Here is a 20,838-nt window from a genome sequence, read left to right on the forward strand (position 1 = left end):
TCTGCCCATGAAAGGCTCCCGATGCTAGCTTGAGCGCCCATGTGACTTAAGCGCCCATGTGACTTAAGCGCCGATGTGAGGTGATGCCGTGTCGGCATTCTGGATCGCGACCATGGCCGGATGGGCGGGAGCTTATCTCTGCGGCTCCATCCCGACCGCCTATCTGGCAGGCCGGATCTACGGCCTCGATATCCGGGAGCACGGCTCCAGATCCGTCGGCGCGACGAACGCGCTGCGCGTCCTGGGCAAGGGGCCTGCGCTCGTCGTACTGCTGGTCGATGTCCTGAAGGGCGTAGCCGCGGTCGTCCTTGTGCGCTGGCTTTGCTCCCTGCGCTTCGCTGATACGATCGTCACGCCGCCGCCGGCGCTTGATCAGCATGGCTGGACGCCCTGGGCTGTAGGCATCGCCGGGTTGGCTGCCTTGCTGGGCCATAGCCGTTCGATCTGGCTGGGGTTTTGCGGCGGCAAATCCGTCGCGACAGGCCTGGGCGTGGTGTTGGCGATATCCTGGCCCGTGGCCATCGGTGCCCTGGCGGTCTTCGGCGTTGTCATGGCTGTTTCCCGGATTGTCTCGCTCGGCTCGATCCTGGCGGCGTTGACGGCGATCCTCCTCATCTGCAGCCTGGAGCAGCCCATGCCCTATCGCCTGCTGGTCGTCGCGGGCGGCGTCTACGTCATTGCCCGCCATCGCGCCAATATCAGGCGTCTGCTGGCGGGGACGGAACCCCGCCTCGGGCAAAGCCTGGGCGGCTGACGTCAGCTATCGGCCCTCGGCCGTCATGCTCGGGCTTGACCCGAGCATCTCGTGATGGGGGAGCCTACCTTTGCCGACGCCTCTTCCGGCCTGAGATGCTCGGGTCAAGCCTGAGCATGACGTGTGGCGCGAGAACAGCGTGCGGCCCATTGCGGAGCTGGATTGTCGTCTCCATCATGCGTTGAAACCACGGGAACAGCGCTGAACATGACAGATCGAGCGCTCTACGACGATCCGCTGCTCAGCCTCGCCTATAGCAAATTGCGATCCCGGCCCGGGTGCCCCAATGAGGTCATCGAGCAGCCTGCGCTGCGATCGCTGATGCCTTCGCTTCAGGGAAAGGATGTCGTTGACTTGGGCTGTGGCTCGGGTGGCCTGGCACGATTGGCCCTTGAGCAAGGCGCGCGTTCGGTGAAGGCCTTCGACGCCTCGGAGCAGATGATCCGGGAGGCGATCAAGCTCGGCGGCGATTCTCGTTCACGCTACGAGATAGGCCGGATCGAGGATGTCGCGCTTCCCGATCGCAGCGCCGATGTCGTCGTCAGCGGGCTTGCGCTGCACTACATCCGTGACGTCGTGACAGTGTCGCGGCGCGTCAGAGGGTGGTTGAGAGAATGGGGAAGCTTCATTGTCTCCGTCGAGCACCCGATCATGACCTGCGCCTCCCGGCAATGGGCTGAGGCGGCTGACGGCACCCGGCAGCATTGGCCGGTGGATCGCTATCTTGACGAGGGACCGCGCCTTGTACGCTGGCTCGGCGCCGACACGCCAAGGGAACATCGTACCGTCGCCAGCTACATGAATGCCCTGATCGACGCAGGCCTGGTCATCCGCCGCGTTCTCGAACCTGGGCCCGATCCTGCTTCGTTGCAGCAATGGCCGAAATTGGCCGACCATGTCCGGCGTCCATCGTTTCTGATCATTCGCGCTGATCATCAGACGGCCTGATGGGCGATAGCGGCTTTCCGCCCGTTGCGGGCCTTCACCATGCGGCGGTTGCCGCTACAATCCGTCGGTCATGTGAACGCTAGGCTAGGGAACTGGATGGCCATCGAAATTCGCGATGCGTTCGAGGCTGATCTGGTCGGTTGTCACCGCTGCCTTGACGCGGTTGCCGGGGAGGGGCGGTGGCTGTCACGGCTGAGCGCGCCGCCAATCGAACGATACGCAGCTTTCGTGGCCAGCCTGCGAGAGGCCAACGCCCCCAGGATCGTTGCCGTCGACAGCGAAGTGGTCGGCTGGTGCGATATCGCCCCGGACGCCTCGCCGGTGCGTGCGCATGTCGGAAGCCTGGGCATGGGCCTGCTCGCGAGCCATCGCGGCCAGGGGCTCGGCCAGCGTCTTTTAACCCTGGCGATCGAGCGGGCGGGTGAGCGAGGGCTTGAACGTATCGAGCTGTCGGTTCTCCACGACAACACCCCGGCTCGCAGGCTCTACGAACGGCTTGGCTTTCAGAGCGAGGGGCGGCGCGTGCGCGATTGGAAGCGCGAGGGCGTCTACCGCGACAGCATCCTCATGGCCCTCGATCTCTGCGCACGCTAGGTCGGATACCAGCCCTATGCGGTCGTTCAAGCAGACCGTAGGATAGCGCGATCAACAACGCTTTTCTTGGTCACGCACGTATAGCGCCCAAGCAAAAAGCCCCTGATCCAGCGCGGTCAAGCCGCCGGATTGCCTCGGGACACGGGATGACGCCTCCTTGACAGCCAGCAACCGCATCGTCCTCTCCAGCGACCACGCCGCCATTCAGCTGCGACAGGCCATTGCCGCCCATGTTACGGCGCAAGGCTGGCTGGTGGTCGACATCGGACCGACGACGCCGGAGAGCACGCACTACCCTCAGCATGGCGAAGCGGCGGCGCAGCGCGTCGCCTCCGGCGATTGCCGGCTCGGCATCATCCTGTGCGGCACCGGCCAGGGCATCATGATGGCGGCCAACAAGATCAAGGGCATCCGCTGCGGCGTCTGCGCCGACACATTCTCAGCCCGCATGATCCGCCAGCACAACGATGCCAACATGCTGTCGATCGGCGCGCGCGTGGTGGGCGAGGGGCTGGCGCTGGATATCGTCGATGCCTTCCTGAGCGCCCGGTTCGAGGGCGGCCGGCATGCGACGCGGGTGGAGATGATCGGGGCGCTGGAGGGGTAGCGCCAGTCATTGCGTCTTGCTTGGGATAGTGTCCGCTTCCCAGCAAGGAACCGATGTCCGGATGCTGCCTCGAAGCCGGTTTCGTGACGCCCGACCATGACGGAAAGGGCGCGGGGAACCCTTCTCCTGTAAGGAGAAGAGCAGGGATGAGGTGTCGGCCTCTGGACCAGTGGAGCGCAGACCCCACCGCGGCTCACGTGAGCCTTATGCGGGGAGCGGCCGACCCCTCACCCTGCCCTCTCCCTCTGGGAGAGGGTTCTGCGTCGAGGCGAGGCCGGCCCACACACGCCGCCCACCCACCCTTCATAAGAATTCTTTCAAATGCCTGTTGACAGCAATCCTATGATGGGTCTAATGTCTTAATAGCACTGTGAATTCCTGTGCCTGCCGCCCGCAGCGTCCCGCTCGCGGGCGTTTTCGTTTCAGGCCGGGCGCAAGCGAAGCCTTCACTTCAGAGATCCAGACATGGCCAGAGGCGCTGCAAGGACGAGCCGCAAGGCCGGTGCGGCGGCGCGCCCGATCGAGGCGGGGCTGGCCGCTGAGGGCGGCCTGACGCCGCTCGACTATATGCTCACCATGCTTCGCGACGAGAGCCTCGAGCCCAAGGCTCGGTTCGAGATCGCCAAGGCAGCAGCCCCTTATGTCCATGCCAAGCTTGCCACCGTCGAGCACAGCGGCGGCATCGCGCTCAGCCATGAAGACGCGCTCGCCGAACTCGACGATGAGCCTGACGGCCTTCAGCGCTGAGCGATGGCGTTATTCTCCTCCGTCATTCCGGGACATGGCGCAGCCATGGGCCCGGAACCCAGAACCGATGCGTGTCGTCGTGAAGCGAGCCGGCGCCCCGTGCCTTCTCAAACAGCGGCATCGGTTCTGGGTTCCGGGCTCGATCCTTCTGATCGCCCCGGAATGACGGCGGAGCCTCAGCTATAAGCCGATGTCAAAGGCCGTTGGTATGAGCCTAGGGACGATGGCACCCAAGACGATGAACCCCGAGACAATGAGCCCGAAGGAGAGGGCGATCCGCCGGAGGCTGCGGGCTGAGTTCGAGCACTACGCGCAAAAGGCGCTGCGGATCCGGACCAAGACCGGCGCGATCGCGCCGCTCCAGCTCAACCAGGCGCAGCTTTATCTGCATGGCCGCTTGGAGCAGCAGAGGGCGCGCACCGGCAAGGTCCGCGCGCTCGTGCTCAAGGGCCGCCAGCAGGGCATCTCGACCTATATCGGTGGGCGCTATTACTGGCGCGCCAGTCACGCGCGGGGCGTGCGAGTTTTCATTCTCACGCATGAGCGGGAGGCGACGAACAACCTGTTCGGCATGGTCGAGCGCTACCACCAGCACTGCCCGCGGCTTCTCAAGCCGCAGACCGGCGCGGCCAATGCGAGGGAGCTTTCCTTCTCAAAGCTGGAGAGCGGCTATGCCGTCGGCACCGCCGGCGCCAGGGCGGTCGGCCGCTCGCAGACGGTGCAGCTCTTCCATGGCTCGGAGGTCGCGTTCTGGCCCAATGCCGCAACGCATTTCGCCGGTGTCGTCCAGGCCATCCCCGATCTGCCGGGAACCGAGATCGTGCTGGAAAGCACGGCCAATGGCGTCGGCGGCGAGTTCCACGCGCGCTGGCAGCAGGCGGAAAGCGGCATCGGCGACTATGAGGCGATCTTCATCCCCTGGTTCTGGCAGGACGAGTATCGCCGGCCGGCTCCGGACGGCTTTGCGCTCGACGTGGACGAGCAGGCTTACGCCGAGGCCCACGGCCTGGATCTGGGCCAGATGGCCTGGCGCCGCGCCAAGGTCGCCGAATTGAAGGACGAGTTGCTGTTCAAGCAGGAATATCCGGCAACCGCGGCCGAGGCCTTCCAGCTCACCGGCCATGACAGCTTCATCAAGTCGGACGCCGTGCTGCGGGCCCGCAAGGCGAGCTGCGAGGGCATCGGGCCGCTGGTCATCGGCGCCGATCCCGCGCGCTTCGGTGATGACCGCTTTTCGCTGGCCTGGCGCAAGGGACGGCAAGTCAGCAAGACCGAGAGCAAGGCGAAGATCGATGTCGTCGCTGGGGCGAACTGGATCAGGCAGGTCATCGACGCCGACAAACCGGCAAGGGTGTTTGTCGATGTCGGCGGCGTCGGCGCCGGCGTCGTCGACATCCTGCAGTCCTGGGGCGCGCCCTATGACGATATCGTCGTGCCCGTGAATTTCGGCTCGGAGCCGCAGGAGCCGGTCGAATTGCTACCTGATGGCACGAAGAAGCCGGGCCCGCGCAACCGCCGGGCCGAGATGTGGAAGCGCTCGCGCGACTGGCTCGACGAGCCCGGCGGCGCCGACATCCCGGACCAGGATGGGCTGCAGGCCGATGCCTGCGGCCCGTCCTACCATTACGACGCGAACCAGCGCCTGCTCCTGGAAAGCAAAGAGCATATGAGGGCGCGCGGGATCCGGTCGCCCGATGACTGGGACGCCATCGCATTGACCTTCGCCGAGCCCGTCAGGGATCGGCAGCCTAGGGAGCGCCGCCCGCGAAGCCCGCGCGGACGCGGCGCCTGGATGGGCGGATAGGACCAGACATGATCGCTCAAGACGATGATAACGCGAACGCCTCGGCCTCTGCGGCCGACGAGCTATTGCCCCAGGCGGCCAAGCGCTGGTCGGCAGGCTATGACGCCGAACGCGAGAACATCAACCAGGCCTATGAGGATCTGCGCTTTCGCGCCGGGGACCAGTGGCCGAAGGAGGCGATCGCCCAGCGCGAGGCCGATCAGGCCCCGTGCCTGACGATCAACCGCATCCCGCAATTCGTGCGCCAGGTCACCGGCGATATTCGCCAGGGCCGGCCCGCGATCAAGGTGGTTCCGGTCGATGATGGCGGCGACGAGGCGGCGGCCGAGCTGCGCGCCGGCATCATCCGTTACATCGAGAACCGCTGCGATGCGCCCGGCACCTATTTTTCCGCCGCCGACAGCCAGGTCAACAGCGGCATCGGCCATTGGCGCGTCATCACCGAATATGCCTCGCAGACCACCTTCAACCAGGAGATCGGCATCCAGCTGGTGCAGGACGGCGTTTCGGTCGTTTGGGACCCGGACGCCGTCGACCTGACCCGCAAGGACGCGATGTGGTGCTTCGTGCCCGTCGATATCGCGATCGATGCCTACAAGGAGAAATACCCGGACGCGCCGGTCACCGATTTCAGCGGGGAGAGCGAAGGCCATTTCGAGGGCTGGGTCACCACCAGCACGGTGCGCGTCGCCGAGTATTTCTACAAGAAGCCGGCGCGGATCACGCTTGCCCTGACCGCTGACGGCACGATCCGCGACGTCACCGAGGCGGCGGCCGAGGAACTGGCGCAACTTCGGCAGCAAGGCGCCCGCATCGATCAGCGCGACAGCTTCAAAATCTATCGCTGCTTGATCACGCAAGGCCATATCCTGGAAAAGCCTGCGCTCTGGCCCGGCCGCTATATCCCGATCGTGCCCCTGCTCGGCGAGGAGATCCGGATCGGGCCGCGCGTCATCCGCCACGGCATCGTGCGCTTTGCCCGCGATCCGCAGCGCATGTTCAACTATTTCGCCTCGAAACAGGCCGAGGTCATCGCGCTCCAGCCCAAGGCGCCCTGGCTCGGCACCGAGCGGAATTTCGAGGAGTACGAGGACGAGTGGGAGAACGCCAACACCGAGTCCAGGCCCTATCTGCGCTATACGCCGGATCCGTCGAACGGCAATGCCGCCCCGCAGCGTGTGCAGCCGCCGGTGTCGTCGCAGGGCGTCTCGGAAGGGCTCCAGCTTGCGGCCGAGAACATGATGTCGGTGATCGGCATCCACCAGGCCGGGCTCGGCGAGGCCTCGAACGAGAAGAGCGGCCGGGCGATCCTCGCCCGTCAGCGCGAGGGCGATGTCGGCACCTTCGTCTATCTCGACAACTTCGCCCGCGCGGTCCGCCACACCGGCGTGATCGTGCTCGACCTGATCCCGCATATCTACGACACCGAGCGCACCATCCGCATCGTCGGCGAGGACGGCAGGATGACGCCGCTGCGCATCAACCAGGCCGTCGGCATGGTCGTCGGCGGCGAGGGCGATGACGGCGAAGCGGCCACCGCCCAAAAACTCAACGACCTGTCTGTGGGCGCCTATGACGTGGTGATCGAGCAGGGGCCGTCCTATTCGACCAGGCGCGAGGAGGCCAAGGACGGCATGGCGACCCTCGTCCAGTCCGTGCCCAGTACGTTCGGGCTGATCGGCGATCTCTATGTCCAGGCGCAGGACTGGCCGATGAAGGACCAGATCGCCAAGCGCCTGAAACTGGGCCTGCCGCCCGCCATCCAGCAGATGGAGGCTCAAGGATCGGGTGAACAGCCGCCACCGCAGCCGCCGGCGCAACCTTCGCCGGAGGCGGTCGCGGCGCAGCAGCAGGCGCAAGCGCAGGGCGCGCGCATCCAGATGGACGGCGCGAAGACCCAGTCGCAGATCGCGACCGAGGAACAGCAGCGCCGGATCGACCTCGCCAGGGCGCAGAGCGATCTCGCCGATGCGGAGAATGCGAGGGCGATCGCGGCGCGGGAGGCCGAAATCGCCGCGCGCAGGACCGAGGCGGAGATCGCGCTGATCGAGGCGAGGCGAGCCCTCGCCTTGGCGCAGATCGGGGCGATCGGGCGGGGCGCCGGCAGCGCGGAGGCCAGGGCGGAAACGGATATGGCGATGGCGCAGCACGGTGCCGCCTTGCGCGAGGCGCAGGCCTTGGCCACCGATACTGACGGCCTTCAGCGCTAAGCGTTGGCGTTAGTCTCCGCCGTCGTTCCGGGGCAGGCCGCAGGCCTGAGCCCGGAACCCAGAACCGATGCGTGTCCTCGCGAAGCGAGCCGGCGACCCGCGCCTTCCCAAGCAGCGGCATCGGTTCTGGGTTCCGGGCTCGATCCTTCGGATCGCCCCGGAATGACGGCGGAGCCTACCCTGAGGCGCGAGCCTCAGACGCCTATTGAACAGGACTTCACGCCAGGCCGGCGCATGAGGCGCAGGCCGCGATGATGAGCAAGCCGCCTTTCCCGGCGGCTTTTTCTTTGGAACCAGCATGATCAACGAGGATGACGACCTGGCCAACGGGCAGGCGAGCGCAAGCGCGCCAGCCGACGGAGAACAGTCTGAGGACGGCACCACGGCGAAAGCCGCGGAGGCGTCCGAAACAGGGACTGACGAGCAGGACGGCACTGACGGGCAACAGCCGGAAGGTGCAGGCGAAGAGGAAGAGCAGGACAAGCCGAAGAAGCGCCGCTCCGGCGTCGAACGGCTGAAGCGGGAGCGCGATGCGCTTCGCAACGAGGTCGAACTTCTGCGCAGTCGCACCCCGGTGGTAGACGACGGCGCGGCGATCGACGGCCTTGTCCGAAGGGAAATCGGCGACCCGCCCAGCGAAGACGATTTCAGGGGCGATTGGTTCGCTTACGAGCGAGCGCTGACCGCCTATGAGGCGGAACGCAGGATCGTCACCCGCGAGGTGAAGGCGCTGGCAAGCCAGGTCGCCTCTCACTCCGCCGAGCGGATGAGCGATCTTGTCGAGGATTTCAATGATCGCGTCAGTGATGCGGCCAAGGTGATCCCGGACTTCCTCGATGTCGTCGGCAAGACGAATGACAGGACGCACCCCGTCTCTCCCGTCGTGGGGCAGCTCATTCTCGAAAGCGAGAAGGGCGCGCTGCTGCAATACCACTTCGCCAGGAATCCCGCCGATCTGCGCCGCCTCAACGGATTGTCGCCGCTCGGCGCCGCCCGTGAAATGGGCAAGATCGAGGCTCGCCTGTCCCTGGCCAAGCCCACCACCGCAACCAGAGCCCCACCGCCCGTAACCGCTCCCAAAGGCGGCGCCAGCCCATCGAGCCAGGAGGCCCGCATGGAGGCGTATCTCAAGCGGCAATACGGCGACCGGGCTTAAGCCCTGGAGCCGCAGCCGATCCAGCCGGATCGTTCAACGGCTCCAGATCCTTGTTTCAACGCGCTTTCTTCCCGCGAAGCGGTCCCCGCTTCGCTCGAAACGCCCTTGAGGAACAGCCAACATGGCAAACACCACGCTTACCCCCTCCATCGTCGCCAAAACGGCGGTGCGCATTCTCGAAAACGAGCTCGTCATGGCCGGCATGGTCTATCGCGGCTATGAGGACGAGTTCGACAAGAAGCTGAACGGCTACTCCGCCGGCGACACCATCACCATCCGCAAGCCGACCGACTTCACCGTGCGTGACGGCGCCGTGATGGCGAGCCAGGACGTGACGGAAGGGCGGACCACCATCACGGTCGACAAGCAGAAGGGCGTCGATTTCGCCTTCACCTCGAAAGAGCTGACGCTGAACATCGACGAGCTTGCCGAGCGCGTCATCAAGCCGGCCATGGTCCAGCTCGCCAACCAGATCGATCTCGACGTGATGGCGGAATACAGGAACGTGCCCAACTGGGTCGGCACGCCGGGCCAGACCGTGGATGCGTTTGCCGACTTCGCCAAGGCGCCAACGCGCATGGATCTCGGCGCCGTGCCGCAGGACATGCGCTCTGGCGTGCTGAGCCCGACCGATTACTGGGCGATGGCCGGTTCGCAGACGGCGCTCTACATGCAGAACGTCGCGCAGGGGGCCTATCGCAAGGGCCGCATCGGTGAGATCGGCGGCATCGACACCTATATGTCGCAGAACGTGCCGACGCATATTGTCGGCCCGCTCGGCGGCACGCCGCTGGTCAATGGCGGCGCGCAGGGCGTGACCTATGCCGCGGTCAAGGACATCGGCAGCCAGTCGCTGATCACGGATGGCTGGACGGCGGCCGCAGCTGCCCGCGTCAAGGCCGGCGACGTCTTCACCATCGCCGGTGTCTTCGACGTCAACCCGGTGACCAAGGCGGCCTTGCCGCATCTCAAGATGTTCGTCGTCAAGGCGGACGCGTCCTCGGACGCCTCGGGCAATGCGACGCTGACGATCTCGCCGCCGATCATCAGCTCGGGCGCCTTCCAGACGGTCTCAGCCGTGCCGGCGGACAATGCGGCGATGACATTTTTCGGCGTTGGGGGAACCGGTTACGCCCAGAACCTCGTCTTCCACAAGAATGCGTTCGCCCTGGTCGTGGTGCCGCTGGTGAAGCCGCCGGGCGCCGTCGATGTCTCGCGCGAGACCTACAAGAACATCAATGCGCGCGTGATCCCGGTCTATGACGGCACCAACGACAAATCGGCCTGGCGTCTCGACATCCTCTACGGCGTCAAGACGGTCGATCCGCGCCTCGCGGTCCGCCTGTCGGGCAGTTGAGCGCGCTGACGCGGGCAATAGGAGGGGCGGTCTTCGGGCCGCCCCTTTTCGTTGGCGGGGCATGATCCTGACGGCCTCTGAGCGGATGCTGTTCATCCTCGGAGACACGCCGTCATCCCGGACGAGTGGCGAAGCCGCGCCGATCCGGGATCCATCGTAGAGCGTCATTCTTGGGGTTCTGCGCTTCGCTCCGCCCGAGGACGACGCGCCCTCTTCCCTTCGCCCCTGGCGGGAGAAGGTGGCGCGCAGCGCCGGATGAGGGGGCGCCGTGCCCTGTCCGGTTGGCGTCGTGTTCGGCTAGGCGGAGAGCTCACAGCGCCCCCTCATCCGTCTCGGCTGCGCCGAGCCACCTTCTCCCGCCAGGGGAGAAGGGTTCCCGAGCCCTGCCGTCATGGTCGGGCTTTGGACCCAGGCCGCCCCCTTTCATTCGCGAGGCACACCATGAGCCAGACCAAAGCCGATCTCGTTCGCGAGGTGCTCGGAGAGCTGTTTTCGCTTGCCTCGGGGCAGGTGCCCAGCGCTGAGGATACCGCCTTCGTCGAGCAGCGCATCGACCCAGTGCTGGCGGGCCTGGCCAAGCGCAACGTCATCTACATCCCCGATGCGCAGGAGATCGACGACGAGGTTTTCGACGCGCTTGTGGCCTATCTCGCGCAGATCTGCGGCCCGAAATTCGGCCGGCCGCGCGACCTTGTCGCCAAGCAACTTACTGAGGGCGAACTGCGCACCATCCAGCGCATCGGCGGCGGAACCGGACGGATGCTGCGCGTCGAGAGCGCGCTTGTGCCCCGCCGCCATGGGGGCATCCTCTGATGCCGCCGCTTCCCTTTCCCAAATCCTCGACGCCGGGCGTTCGGCCGGGCGAGGGCGAGGGCCGCTATGTCAATTGCGAGGCGGTCGAGGAGGGCGGGCGCTCCTATGTCAGGCGCGCGGCCGGGCTCGCCCGGCTCGTGGCAACGGGCAAGGCCGGCATTCGCGGCCTGCTCGATGTCAACGGCGTGCTCTATGTCGTCTGGACGGGCTCCGTCACCACCGTGACGGGGACGACGGTCGCGACGTTGACGGGCTCCATCCCAGGCTCCGACGGCGTCACGCTGGCGCGCAACAACAACGTGACATCAGGCGTCTCGACGCCCGATATCGTCGCGGTGCGGGAGGGCGGCGGCGCTTATGTCCTGACCGCGACGACGGTCAGCGCCTATCCCGACGCGGATCTGCCCGCGACGGTCAACAGCGTCACCTTCCTCGAGGGCTTCTTCCTGTTCTCGATCCGCGATGGCCGGGTCTTCGCCAGCGAACTGAATTCGACCGACATCAACGCGCTGAGCTTCGCCACGGCGGAGGCCCGGTCCGATGGCCTGCGGCGCATCATCGTGCGCGGCAACATCTCCTATGCCATGGGCGGGACGACGATCGAGCCCTGGAAGAACATCGGCGCCTCGCCATTTCCGCTCCAGCGCTCGCCCACCGTCATGCAGGTGGGCCTGCTGACCACAATGGCCGTCGCCGGTTTTGAGGATAGCTGGAACGCCCCGACCTATTTCGTCTCGGCCGACAAGCGCGTCATGGCGCTGGGCGGCTATGAGATCGCCCCCGTCTCGACGCCGGATGTCGAGCGCTTCCTGTCGGCATCGACGGCGTCCACGGTCGAGATCACCGCCTTCGTCTGGAAAGGCCGCTCCCGCATCGCCGTCTCCAGCGACATCGGGACATGGCTGTTCGACGTGGAGGCCCAGGCCTGGTGCGAGCGCGTCAGCACCGGGGCGACCCGCTGGAGGGCGAAGTTCTCGACCTATTCCGGCGATCAATGGGTTTTCGGGGACGCGCTGAGCGGCGATCTGCTTGGCATGTCGGACACGCTGACGGAGAATGGCGCTGTGCTCGGTGGCCTCATTCAATCGGGGCCGTTGAAGGATTTTCCGGCCCGGGTTGCGGCCAGGCTCTCCGCCGATTGCACGCAAGCCCAGATCACGATCTACGTCTCCTGGTCGCATGACGGCGGCAAGAGCTGGAGCACGGAGCTTCCGCGCTCGCTGGCCGAGGCCGACAAATGGCCGGTGAGCGTCAGCAATCTCGGGCTTTCGACGCAGGCGGGCCTCATCGTCCGCTTTCGCTGGGAGGGGGCGGCTGACTTCTCGTTCCTTGGGGCGGCGGCAAGCCGTATCGATGCGAGGGCGGCGTGATGGCCGATATCGACCCGAATTCCATCCCTTTCGTCCCGCCCACCGACATTGCGCTGGTCGATACCGGCACGGGCAAGCCCAAGACGGCTTTCCATGACTGGCTGACCTCGCTCTGGAGCTGGATGAAGGCGAGCGTGGTCGACCTCACCACCAAGGTCACGACGCTGACCGACAGCGTCGGCGACAACACGGCGGCAATCGAGGAGGAGCAGATCGCGCGTGCCGACGCGGATAACGCGCTGGCGGCCCAGGTCACCACAGTGGCCGCCAGCGTCGATGATGCGACGGCCAACGGACAGATCTATTTCGCCGCGAAGGCTGGTCCGGCCGGTGCCGCGGCGGCATATGGGCTCTACCTGACTGCGGGGGCGTCCTATGCCGGCTTTGAGGCGCTTGCCCTCAGCGGCGGCGGTTCCGCCATCGGCATGACGGCCAATCAGTTCGTCTTCACGGATGCCGGGACATCGCAGCCGGTGTTCACATACGCAAGTGGCGTCTGGGTGTTGAATTCCGCGATGGTCATTCGCTCCGGCACTTCAGGCGAGCGCCAGGAGATCACCTACAAGAACAGCAAGATCTACGACGCCGGCAACGTCCTTCGGGTCGCCATGGGCATCGACATCTAATGGCGACGGGCCTCAAAGTCTGGGACGCCTCCGGCAACCTGACGTTTGATGGAACCACGCGGATATCCCGTGTCCTGGGGAATATCGCGGTACCCTCGGGCGCCACGGGTTCAGTCACTGATGCTGGGTTCGCAACCGGAGCGCCGTATTGCATCGCTTTGCGGATCAATGCCGGAGCGCCAAACCAGCCAAATAACTCGATGGCCGCGCCGATCATCTCCTTCGCGGGGATGACGATGAACTACAACATTGCCTCTCCGTCAGGTGACCATATGCTGATTTATGGGGTTTACTGATGTCGACCGGCATCAAGATCTACAACGATTCCGGCACGATCCAGATTGACGAGAGCTATTTCAATCTCGTCCTCATCGACAAGTTCACCGCCACAATTTCGACGCCGGTCACGACGGCCTATGACTATTCTGTATCGGGCGATATCGTCGCCATAGCGGTGAAGGTCTATCCGGAGACGTTCACGGTGACGACCTGCAGCGTATCCGGCGGCACGTGGACCTTTCGCCTCTCCTTTTACAATAACCCTCTCACGACCGGGGCGTGCACCTTCACCGTCTATGCCTTCGGGAAGCCCCCCACGCCAACCGAGACGGTCGGGCTCAAGGTTATGGATGCTTCCGGCGCCTTGATCTTCCACTCTCAGTTCAAGCCGCTGCGCATTGTCGCGACGGTTGGCGGGACCAGCGGATACACGGGGCCGGCTGGGCGCGACCTAGCTGCGCTTGTCCTTGGGATGCCGATGTATGGTTTCGCCGTCCCCGGCGGCACTAGTGTTTATGACACCTACTCGCTTCGCACGAACGGGAACGTGATCGAAGCGCTTCGAAGCACGGTGGCGTTCGGCGCTGTCGTCGGCTTCGCGCGGGACGGCTCTTACGCCGCCGTCGATGTGACGAACTACTGAGGAAATCACCATGGCTTCAAGTTTTTCAGGCCGCGCCGGCCGTCTCGCCGGCATGTGGGCGACGGACCAGGCGTTGCAGGACTACGCGACCGGCAACCAGCTTATCGATGCCGCCAAGACCGACACGCTTGGCGCGATCGATCGCGGCAGGACCGGCGCGCTCGCCAGCCTCGGGCAGGGGCTCTCGGATGCGACCGGCACGATCAACGGGGCGGTCTCTCGCTATGACCCCTGGGTGGACGCCGGGAAATCGGCGCTTTCGACCTATCAGAACTCGCTCGGGCTCAATGGGGCCGGTGGCAATGCCGCGGCGGTCGCGGCCTTTCAGGAATCGCCTGGCTACGCCTACCAGCGAGACCAGGCCGTCGATGCAGTGGCGCGCAAGCAGTCGGCGCTCGGCGCGCTCGGCTCCGGTAACACCATGCAGGCGATCACCGACAGGTCTTCGCAGCTCGCCAATCAGGAGTACGGCGGTTGGCAGGACAGGCTCAACGGCCTGTCCAACACCGGCTTGCAGGCGACAGGTCAGCAGACCGGGCTCCTCGGGCAGCTCGGCAATCTTCAGGCTCAGAATGGCCGCGATGAGGCCGGTGTCTATACCGGAGCGGCAGGGCAGGAGGCGGGAGCCCTTCAGGGCTATGCCGGTCTCGGTCTCAACAACCTCAACCAGATGTCGAACACGAAGATCGGCGCCGGCAGCGGTGCTTTGCTGGCAGGCCAGCAGGCAGCGCAGAACCGGATGAATTTCGGCGCAAACCTCGCCAAAACGGCGGTGAGCGTGCTCGCGGCCCCGTTCACTGGCGGCCTCAGCCTTATGGGCCTCGCCGCCCCGACGAAAGGCTCTTAAATGGTACAGCCCTGGAATCTCGGACCTCCGGCCGCAGACTTCACTGCGCTCGGCAATCTCGGTGAGGCCTATAACAACGCCCTCGACCAGGCGCATAAGCGCCAGAGCCTCGCCGAGATCGGCCAGAGGCTCGACGGCTCGCCCGAGGGCTATCTGAAGGTCGCCCGGGGCCTGCTCGCGACCGGCGACGCCAGGGGCGCGGCAAGCATCCTTGCGCTCAGTGAGAAGGCGAGGGCGCGCGCGCAAGCGAGCGATGCGGAGGCGAGCAATCTCATTGCGCCGGGCGCGCTATCGGCGCCGGGCTCAGCCGTTGCGGACGCACCGCAGGCCGCGGTCGCGCCAGCTACGCCCGCAAGCCCGGCGCAGCGCGCGTTCAAGCGCCCGGTTCGAGTGGCCGAGACCGAGGAGGATGTGCAGCGGCTTGAAGCCGAGATGGAGCAGCGCAACCGGTTCGGCTATGGCAACCCCGCCTTGCCGGCCGGCATGCGCAACAATAATCCCGGCAATCTCAAATATGCCGGGAATGCCGCCTTTCCCGGCGTTCTCGGGCCGTCCCGGAATACCGACCAGGGCGATCCGCAAAGCGTGTTCAACTCGCCCGAGGCCGGCATGTCCGCGGCTTACGGCCTGGCCCTGCGCAAATATCAGGGCGGCAAGCGCACGGCTGATGAGTTGATCGCCGGCCGCAACGGCTGGACGCCGGGCAACAGCACTGCCGCCGCCAACATCGCGCGCGCCATGGGCCTTGCCCCTGATCAGGATCTCGAGCTCGCCAATCCGCAGCGGGCGCAGGCCTTCATGCAGGCGCTGATCGCGCAGGAGCATGGCGCGGCCGGCGCTCGATATCCCTCCGCGATGATCCAGTCTGCGGTGAACGGGCGCCTGGGTGGCGATCCGCCGCAAGGGCGGGCGCAGGAGCCTCCTGCCCAGCCGCAGGCTCGTGAAGGCTCACGCGCTCGCATGCCGGACGGCACGATCATCACTCTGCGCAACAACCAGTGGAGGCCGGAATAATGGCTGAACTTCCTCGCGGTGCTATCCTCATCGATGACCTCCCTGTTGATACCGGCAGCGGGCCGCTTGTCGTCACGGTCGCGCCAAATCGCCGCCAGCGCGACATCCCCGCATCGCCGGAAGGGTTCACACCGACCAATGAGCCCGCGCCCGCTCCTTCGGCGTGGGACAGTGTGAAATCGACGCTGGCAGATGCGGGGCAGGCGCTGCCGACCGGCATCATCAAGGGCGCGATTGGGATTGCAGGGCTGCCGGGTCTCGCGGCCCAAGGCCTAGGGATGGGCGCTGATTGGGTCGCCGACACCGTCACCCCTCATCTTCCTGATTGGGCGATTCTGCCCGGTCTGGACAGGCGCCCACTCACTGAGGAATGGAGGGCCAACAAACCCGCCGCGCGTATCGGGGCGGCCGCGCTAACTCAGGATTTTGAGAACCTGACGGGCAAGCTCTACGAGCCGCAGACCACCGCCGGCAAATATGCGCAGACGGTGGGTGAGTTCATCCCCGGTGCCGGACGCTCGCTTGCCAATCAGCTGCGCTATGCTGTCGCTCCAGGTATCGCGGCCGAGCGGGCGGGGCAGGCGACGGAGGGAACGCCTCTTGAACCGTTGGCTCGCGGTGGCGCGGCTGTGGTGACTGGGGGTCTTGCAGCTCTCACAACGCGCCCCGCCACAGCGACGACTCTTTCTACCAATCTGCGCGGCGTTGACGAGGCGACCCTTGTCGCGGCGGGGCAGCTCATACAGGCCGCTCAAGCACGCGGCATGACCTTGACGTGGCCGGAAGCCATCGCGCAGGTATCCAATGGCGGCGGCAGAGGTCTCGTCAAGCTTCAGCGCTTCACCGAGGACTCCGTCGGTGGGGGCGATATCATGGCCAACTTCATGGCCCAGCGCCCTGCGCAGGTCGAGGCGGCGGGCCGGCAGGCGTTTGATGCCCTCGCGCCGCAATCCCAGGCTCCCTCGACCCTCGGTCCTACCATCGGTCGCGCGGCCGACGATACAATTCAAGAGGCGACTGGAATCATAGATCGCGCGACGAGCCCGGCCTATCAGGCGGCAAAAGCGCAACGTGTCGGCCCGCAAGTGCATGATGCGCTGATGTCTGACCCGCTTTATGCGCAGGTGTTCCAGGAGGTGCGCAGCACCCCGGCCTTGAACCGGACAATCGCCAATCTGCCGGACGATGCGGTCGGTGTGATCGACGTGGTCCAGCGCCGCATGGGTGAGCATGCAGCCGTTCCGGGGCAGGCGGGTGCGGGCAATATGGCCACCTCCGCCTATTCCGATGCCCGCACCGCGCCGATAGCCGCCGCGGATAGGGCCACAGGCTCGCGGGCGGCTACCGCCACACAGCCTGCGCAAGTCGGATCATATGAGGCCGTGCGGGCTCAGCGGGAGGCGTTGCGCCAGAAATATCTCGAGCCACTGATGGCTGGCCCGCTTGGGCAGATCGCCAAGCGCGACATCGGCACGCGCGAGGCGATCGAGGTTCTGTTCCCGACTAAACTTCTGGCGGGGAGCGCTCGGGAAATCACGGATACCGTTGGGGCTCTGACGCGGCGAAACCCCATGGCCGCGCGCCAGCTCGTCCGCGCCCATGTCGAGAGCGTGTTCAATGATGCGACCCAGACGATTCAAGCCAGGCCGAACCAGTTCGGAGGGGCGGACTTCGTCTCCGCGCTGAAGGGAAACCCGCAGCGGGCGGAAAACCTCGCCGCTGCGATCCAGGGCGTTGGCGGCCCGGAACTCCTGCACGGCTTTGACGAGTTCCTGAACATCCTGAGCGCGACCGGCCAGCGCCTGCACCCCGGCTCGCAAGCCGCCTTCATCAAGCAGACGGAGGATGCCTTGAAGGGCGGGGGCGGCGGGATGGTCGCAGACGCTGCCGGGATGGCGGTGGACGGCCGCATCAAATGGCCGAAAAAGGCCATGGAAATCTATGAGCGGTGGCGGTTGGGCCAGAATACCGAAGAGATCGCCCGGCTCATCACCGACCCGGCGGGAATCGAGACATTCAGGCGGCTGGCGAAGGCCGCGCCTGGTTCCAGCCAGGCTCAGGCTCTCGCCATCCGGCTGGCTGCCATGGCCGCGCAGGCCATTGCGGCCGCGCAACCACGCAAATAGGCCCATGATGAGATGGCCGCGCCGGTGCAGGCTGCAGGGCTGTCGATCGGGACGCCTTTTGATCTTCGCACACGCCCAACCCGGGGTGATCCGGGTCGCCAGGCTGAGACAGGCGTATCCAAAATGCCCTCGCCGCTCATTCAGCGATCCTGCCGCAAATGCGTGAGGGAGCCAGGGGGCGAGGGCCGGGGGCTTTTCGCGATCCTCTCGACGTTTGGCTCCGGCGCAGCAGAGGCGTTTGACTTGCGAACGGTGAAGCTGTGCCACAACGCCAAGGCGGTGGCCCAGATTAGTCCAAGAAACCCGAATACAACAACTGAAGCGAACAAGGTCGAGAGGAAATCACCTGTCTGGTATAGCGCGAGCAGGCTGGGGACGAAGGCTGTAACGACGATAGCCAAGAGCAGGCTCGCAAAAACCCGGCGCCCCCAGCGCCCGATGCCCCGCAAATGCAAAGGGGCATCCCGCACGGCTATAACTGCGGCGGTGTAGACGCCGGCGATCACCGCCCCGGCGATGAGCATGACACCTACATTTGGCTGCTGCCCCCTCGCTATTGTATCGACGTAGACAAGCCACAGCGTTCCGCAGAAAAGCCCCGCCTGCGGCAGATACCAGAGAAGCAGGTTTTTCATATGTCATCGCCCGCCAAGCGGTCCCTCAGGTTGTTGATCCTGCCGTAGGGTAGGGGGCCAAGTCCATATCAAACCTTGCCAAGTCCCCGGCTGTTTCAGCCAATCCGAACCTTCCCCAAGCCGCCCGTCACCGGGCGGCTTTTTCCATGAGGAGCCGCCATGGCCGGCGCTGCCTATCAGGTCAATGTTTCCGCGACCGACGACGAAACCTACGAGTTCACCTGCGAATGGACGCTTGCGGACGGCTCCGATTTTCCCTGGGCGGACTACGCTTACGCCTATGAGCTGAAGAGCGATCGCCGCGCGGTCCTGTCGCTCACCGGTGGTGACGGCCTGGCTGTCGACCCCAGCGAAAACACCATCACCTTTCAGCCGCCCGAGGCGATGCGCCTTTGCGCCGGTCAGTACCGGCATGGCTGCCGGATCACCCACATCGCGACCGGCAAGACGATCCAGGTCTTCGACGGTTCAGTCACCGTTACCGAGGGGAATTTCTGATGCCCGATGTCAGCATTGTCGCGCGCGGACCGTCCTCGCTGAAAATGCGGTTCCGCCCCGGCCTTGTCGGGCCGCCGGCGCCGCCGTTGGCTGAAGGAGACTATGCCACGCAGCTACAGGCGGAAGCCGGGACTGACGCCGAGAAGGTCATGTCCCCACTGCGGGCGGCTCAGCAGACCACGGCCCGACTAGCCAGTCAGGCTGTCGCGGAGGCCGGGACGGACGATGACAAGCTGATGTCGCCGCTGCGAACGGCTCAGCAGACCACGGCCCGATTAGCCAGTCAGGCTGTCGCGGAGGCCGGGACGGACGATGGCAAGCTGATGTCGCCGCTGCGAACGGCTCAGCAGACCACGGCCCGATTAGCCAGTCAGGCTGTCGCGGAGGCCGGGACGGACGATGACAAGCTGATGTCGCCGCTGCGGACGAAGCAGCAGATCGATGCTCGATTGGCGGCCGATGCGGATTCCGAGGCACTAGTGGGCACGGCAAAGCTGATGGTCCCGGCGCAGGTGCGCGTCGCAGTTGAGCGGGCCGAATTCAGCTACGAGGATATGGCGAACCCGGCGACGCTGAGCGATATCATCCAGCGGACGGGGAGCACGCCTCTTTTCGATGGCGCCGCCGCAGCAGATGCCAATCATGCCTCAGCGATCAATTCCTGTATTGACCGCGTCATCACGAATGGCGGTGGTATCGCATGGCTTCCGCCAATTGCTCCGGGGGTGGATTGGAAAATTGGCGGCCCTATCTACGGCCACAAGACAGGCGTGACTGGGTCGCGCGTGAAGATCCAAGGCGTCGGTCAGCAGGCTAGGCTTAAAGTCACAGCTGCTGGTGGCGATGTGTTCATTGTCGGGGACGGCACAAACCCAGTCTACTACGTCTACCTTCGCGACCTATACATCTACCGGGATTCCCAGCCATCCGGCCAGCGCGATGTCGTTTTTACGCACGCCAATATCTGCGAGGTGCACAATTTCATCTCGGATGGATCGGTCGAAGGTGTCAGAGTCGAGCATGGCAATTCGATTTATTTCAACCGTTGCCACATCAACATGCCCTATGCTGTTACCGGCATAGGCGCTCGTGTCGTCAGCAATCCAGCGACGGCTTATCGAACCGATATCGTCGTCTTTGACGAGTTTACGGTTCAGGCAAACTGCGCGGGCTCTCACGGCCTCGTCATTAGCGGCCGTGTGGCCGGCGTGCACACGAACGGATTTTATGCTCTCGGTGTGAAACGCGGCCTTCAAATGATTTCCACCTCGACGGTGCTGGCTGATTTGCCGTCATTTTGCGCCTTCTACAAGTTCGAGGTTGACCGCGCGACGGAGGCCGCCGCGGTGTTGGATCGCGGCTTCCGTACCGAGTTCCACCGCTGCGATATCAGCAACACCTCTGGTGCGGTTGGGCAGGGAGGCGCGGACACCGCAGCCGTGTTTGTGGGAGAGAATATGCTCGACACCAAGTTTATTGGCGGTCGGATTACCAATTGCCAGCGTCAGGCTGTGGACGAAAGTGGCAAGCGGACGCAATACATTGGCACCACATTCAGCGACATGTCGAAAGCGGGAGCAGGCAGCTACTCAGCAGTTCACCTTAATCCGACCGCGCGCGGCTTCAAATTCATCGGGTGCGATTTCGATTGTTCTAGCCGGGCAGCGTATGCACTCAGCATCAACGCCGCTGCGAAAAACGGGGTCATCAAGGATAACACTTATCGCGACGTGGTTACTGGCTTCAACACCGGGACTGGGACCAATGTCACCATGGCGGACAATGTGAACGATACTTGAGGCGGCGTCCC

Annotated in this window: 20 protein-coding genes; 19 read left to right on the plus strand and 1 reads right to left on the minus strand. The window is 65.0% G+C overall.

The genetic code is table 11. From position 1 onward, the window contains the following. The first annotated feature begins 112 nt into the window (after positions 1 to 112). The 17 genes from plsY to ACSQ3P_RS25145 all read left to right on the plus strand — a co-directional run bounded on the left by plsY (position 113) and on the right by ACSQ3P_RS25145 (position 17,895). Entirely contained in the window at positions 113 to 754 is a 642-nt protein-coding gene (gene plsY / locus ACSQ3P_RS25065) for a glycerol-3-phosphate 1-O-acyltransferase PlsY (RefSeq protein WP_436168282.1), read from the plus strand. Between the two features lie 207 nt (positions 755 to 961). Then, on the plus strand, positions 962 to 1,702 hold the full coding sequence (locus tag ACSQ3P_RS25070) for a class I SAM-dependent methyltransferase (RefSeq protein ID WP_436168183.1): 741 nt from the start codon (positions 962 to 964) through the stop codon (positions 1,700 to 1,702). Positions 1,703 to 1,798: 96 nt separating this feature from the next. Beyond that, positions 1,799 to 2,296, plus strand: coding sequence for an N-acetyltransferase family protein (locus tag ACSQ3P_RS25075; protein ID WP_436168184.1), 498 nt, complete (start codon positions 1,799 to 1,801; stop codon positions 2,294 to 2,296). Between the two features lie 157 nt (positions 2,297 to 2,453). After that, positions 2,454 to 2,903, plus strand: a complete 450-nt coding sequence (gene rpiB, locus ACSQ3P_RS25080) for a ribose 5-phosphate isomerase B (RefSeq protein WP_436168185.1) — start codon at positions 2,454 to 2,456, stop codon at positions 2,901 to 2,903. Between the two features lie 465 nt (positions 2,904 to 3,368). Further along, positions 3,369 to 3,650 (plus strand): hypothetical protein, encoded by a 282-nt coding sequence (locus ACSQ3P_RS25085; protein WP_436168186.1) that lies wholly within the window; start codon positions 3,369 to 3,371, stop codon positions 3,648 to 3,650. Between the two features lie 223 nt (positions 3,651 to 3,873). After that, entirely contained in the window at positions 3,874 to 5,454 is a 1,581-nt protein-coding gene (locus ACSQ3P_RS25090; RefSeq protein ID WP_436168187.1) for a hypothetical protein, read from the plus strand. Between the two features lie 8 nt (positions 5,455 to 5,462). After that, entirely contained in the window at positions 5,463 to 7,664 is a 2,202-nt protein-coding gene (locus ACSQ3P_RS25095; protein ID WP_436168188.1) for a portal protein, read from the plus strand. A 298-nt stretch (positions 7,665 to 7,962) separates the two neighbouring features. Beyond that, complete coding sequence (locus tag ACSQ3P_RS25100) at positions 7,963 to 8,820, plus strand: hypothetical protein (RefSeq protein ID WP_436168189.1); 858 nt, start codon at positions 7,963 to 7,965, stop codon at positions 8,818 to 8,820. A 121-nt stretch (positions 8,821 to 8,941) separates the two neighbouring features. Next, complete coding sequence (locus ACSQ3P_RS25105) at positions 8,942 to 10,177, plus strand: P22 phage major capsid protein family protein (protein ID WP_436168190.1); 1,236 nt, start codon at positions 8,942 to 8,944, stop codon at positions 10,175 to 10,177. A gap of 441 nt (positions 10,178 to 10,618) precedes the next feature. Further along, complete coding sequence (locus ACSQ3P_RS25110; protein WP_436168191.1) at positions 10,619 to 10,990, plus strand: hypothetical protein; 372 nt, start codon at positions 10,619 to 10,621, stop codon at positions 10,988 to 10,990. Beyond that, positions 10,990 to 12,360, plus strand: coding sequence for a hypothetical protein (locus ACSQ3P_RS25115; RefSeq protein ID WP_436168192.1), 1,371 nt, complete (start codon positions 10,990 to 10,992; stop codon positions 12,358 to 12,360). The genes ACSQ3P_RS25110 and ACSQ3P_RS25115 overlap by 1 nt, the downstream gene beginning before the upstream one ends. Beyond that, a complete protein-coding gene (locus tag ACSQ3P_RS25120; RefSeq protein ID WP_436168193.1) occupies positions 12,360 to 12,986 on the plus strand; it encodes a hypothetical protein in 627 nt (208 codons plus the stop codon). Before ACSQ3P_RS25115 ends, ACSQ3P_RS25120 begins: the two co-directional genes overlap by 1 nt. After that, complete coding sequence (locus ACSQ3P_RS25125) at positions 12,986 to 13,282, plus strand: hypothetical protein (RefSeq protein WP_436168194.1); 297 nt, start codon at positions 12,986 to 12,988, stop codon at positions 13,280 to 13,282. The genes ACSQ3P_RS25120 and ACSQ3P_RS25125 overlap by 1 nt, the downstream gene beginning before the upstream one ends. Beyond that, complete coding sequence (locus tag ACSQ3P_RS25130) at positions 13,282 to 13,908, plus strand: hypothetical protein (RefSeq protein WP_436168195.1); 627 nt, start codon at positions 13,282 to 13,284, stop codon at positions 13,906 to 13,908. The genes ACSQ3P_RS25125 and ACSQ3P_RS25130 overlap by 1 nt, the downstream gene beginning before the upstream one ends. A gap of 10 nt (positions 13,909 to 13,918) precedes the next feature. After that, entirely contained in the window at positions 13,919 to 14,755 is an 837-nt protein-coding gene (locus tag ACSQ3P_RS25135; RefSeq protein WP_436168196.1) for a hypothetical protein, read from the plus strand. Next, a complete protein-coding gene (locus ACSQ3P_RS25140; RefSeq protein WP_436168197.1) occupies positions 14,756 to 15,769 on the plus strand; it encodes a hypothetical protein in 1,014 nt (337 codons plus the stop codon). Next, the gene (locus ACSQ3P_RS25145) at positions 15,769 to 17,895 is read left to right on the plus strand and encodes a hypothetical protein (protein WP_436168198.1); all 2,127 of its coding nucleotides are present in this window, start codon (positions 15,769 to 15,771) and stop codon (positions 17,893 to 17,895) included. The genes ACSQ3P_RS25140 and ACSQ3P_RS25145 overlap by 1 nt, the downstream gene beginning before the upstream one ends. A 140-nt stretch (positions 17,896 to 18,035) precedes the next feature. Here the strand turns inward: ACSQ3P_RS25145 and ACSQ3P_RS25150 are convergent, their stop codons facing one another. Next, positions 18,036 to 18,530: a hypothetical protein gene (locus tag ACSQ3P_RS25150; RefSeq protein WP_436168199.1), complete on the minus strand. Its 495-nt coding sequence runs from the start codon at positions 18,528 to 18,530 to the stop codon at positions 18,036 to 18,038. Positions 18,531 to 18,689: 159 nt separating this feature from the next. Here ACSQ3P_RS25150 and ACSQ3P_RS25155 point away from each other — a divergent pair, with 159 nt between their 5' ends. Continuing rightward, positions 18,690 to 19,028, plus strand: a complete 339-nt coding sequence (locus ACSQ3P_RS25155) for a hypothetical protein (protein ID WP_436168200.1) — start codon at positions 18,690 to 18,692, stop codon at positions 19,026 to 19,028. After that, entirely contained in the window at positions 19,028 to 20,827 is a 1,800-nt protein-coding gene (locus ACSQ3P_RS25160) for a hypothetical protein (RefSeq protein WP_436168201.1), read from the plus strand. Before ACSQ3P_RS25155 ends, ACSQ3P_RS25160 begins: the two co-directional genes overlap by 1 nt. The last annotated feature ends 11 nt before the right edge of the window (positions 20,828 to 20,838 follow it).

The organism is Allobosea sp. LjRoot9, from assembly GCF_964252745.1.
Lineage (GTDB): Bacteria > Pseudomonadota > Alphaproteobacteria > Rhizobiales > Beijerinckiaceae > Allobosea.

Excerpts from the sequence above, each read along its gene's own strand:
- ACSQ3P_RS25155 (WP_436168200.1), top strand. The coding sequence starts at position 18,690 with ATGGCCGGCGCTGCCTATCAGGTCAATGTTTCCGCGACCGACGACGAA.
- ACSQ3P_RS25160 (WP_436168201.1), top strand. The coding sequence starts at position 19,028 with ATGCCCGATGTCAGCATTGTCGCGCGCGGACCGTCCTCGCTGAAAATG.
- ACSQ3P_RS25095 (WP_436168188.1), top strand. The coding sequence starts at position 5,463 with ATGATCGCTCAAGACGATGATAACGCGAACGCCTCGGCCTCTGCGGCC.
- ACSQ3P_RS25100 (WP_436168189.1), top strand. The coding sequence starts at position 7,963 with ATGATCAACGAGGATGACGACCTGGCCAACGGGCAGGCGAGCGCAAGC.
- ACSQ3P_RS25070 (WP_436168183.1), top strand. The coding sequence starts at position 962 with ATGACAGATCGAGCGCTCTACGACGATCCGCTGCTCAGCCTCGCCTAT.
- ACSQ3P_RS25090 (WP_436168187.1), top strand. The coding sequence starts at position 3,874 with ATGGCACCCAAGACGATGAACCCCGAGACAATGAGCCCGAAGGAGAGG.
- ACSQ3P_RS25120 (WP_436168193.1), top strand. The coding sequence starts at position 12,360 with ATGGCCGATATCGACCCGAATTCCATCCCTTTCGTCCCGCCCACCGAC.
- ACSQ3P_RS25150 (WP_436168199.1), bottom strand. The coding sequence starts at position 18,530 with ATGAAAAACCTGCTTCTCTGGTATCTGCCGCAGGCGGGGCTTTTCTGC.
- ACSQ3P_RS25085 (WP_436168186.1), top strand. The coding sequence starts at position 3,369 with ATGGCCAGAGGCGCTGCAAGGACGAGCCGCAAGGCCGGTGCGGCGGCG.
- ACSQ3P_RS25115 (WP_436168192.1), top strand. The coding sequence starts at position 10,990 with ATGCCGCCGCTTCCCTTTCCCAAATCCTCGACGCCGGGCGTTCGGCCG.
- ACSQ3P_RS25110 (WP_436168191.1), top strand. The coding sequence starts at position 10,619 with ATGAGCCAGACCAAAGCCGATCTCGTTCGCGAGGTGCTCGGAGAGCTG.
- ACSQ3P_RS25140 (WP_436168197.1), top strand. The coding sequence starts at position 14,756 with ATGGTACAGCCCTGGAATCTCGGACCTCCGGCCGCAGACTTCACTGCG.
- ACSQ3P_RS25135 (WP_436168196.1), top strand. The coding sequence starts at position 13,919 with ATGGCTTCAAGTTTTTCAGGCCGCGCCGGCCGTCTCGCCGGCATGTGG.
- plsY (WP_436168282.1), top strand. The coding sequence starts at position 113 with ATGGCCGGATGGGCGGGAGCTTATCTCTGCGGCTCCATCCCGACCGCC.
- ACSQ3P_RS25145 (WP_436168198.1), top strand. The coding sequence starts at position 15,769 with ATGGCTGAACTTCCTCGCGGTGCTATCCTCATCGATGACCTCCCTGTT.
- ACSQ3P_RS25125 (WP_436168194.1), top strand. The coding sequence starts at position 12,986 with ATGGCGACGGGCCTCAAAGTCTGGGACGCCTCCGGCAACCTGACGTTT.
- ACSQ3P_RS25105 (WP_436168190.1), top strand. The coding sequence starts at position 8,942 with ATGGCAAACACCACGCTTACCCCCTCCATCGTCGCCAAAACGGCGGTG.
- ACSQ3P_RS25130 (WP_436168195.1), top strand. The coding sequence starts at position 13,282 with ATGTCGACCGGCATCAAGATCTACAACGATTCCGGCACGATCCAGATT.
- ACSQ3P_RS25075 (WP_436168184.1), top strand. The coding sequence starts at position 1,799 with ATGGCCATCGAAATTCGCGATGCGTTCGAGGCTGATCTGGTCGGTTGT.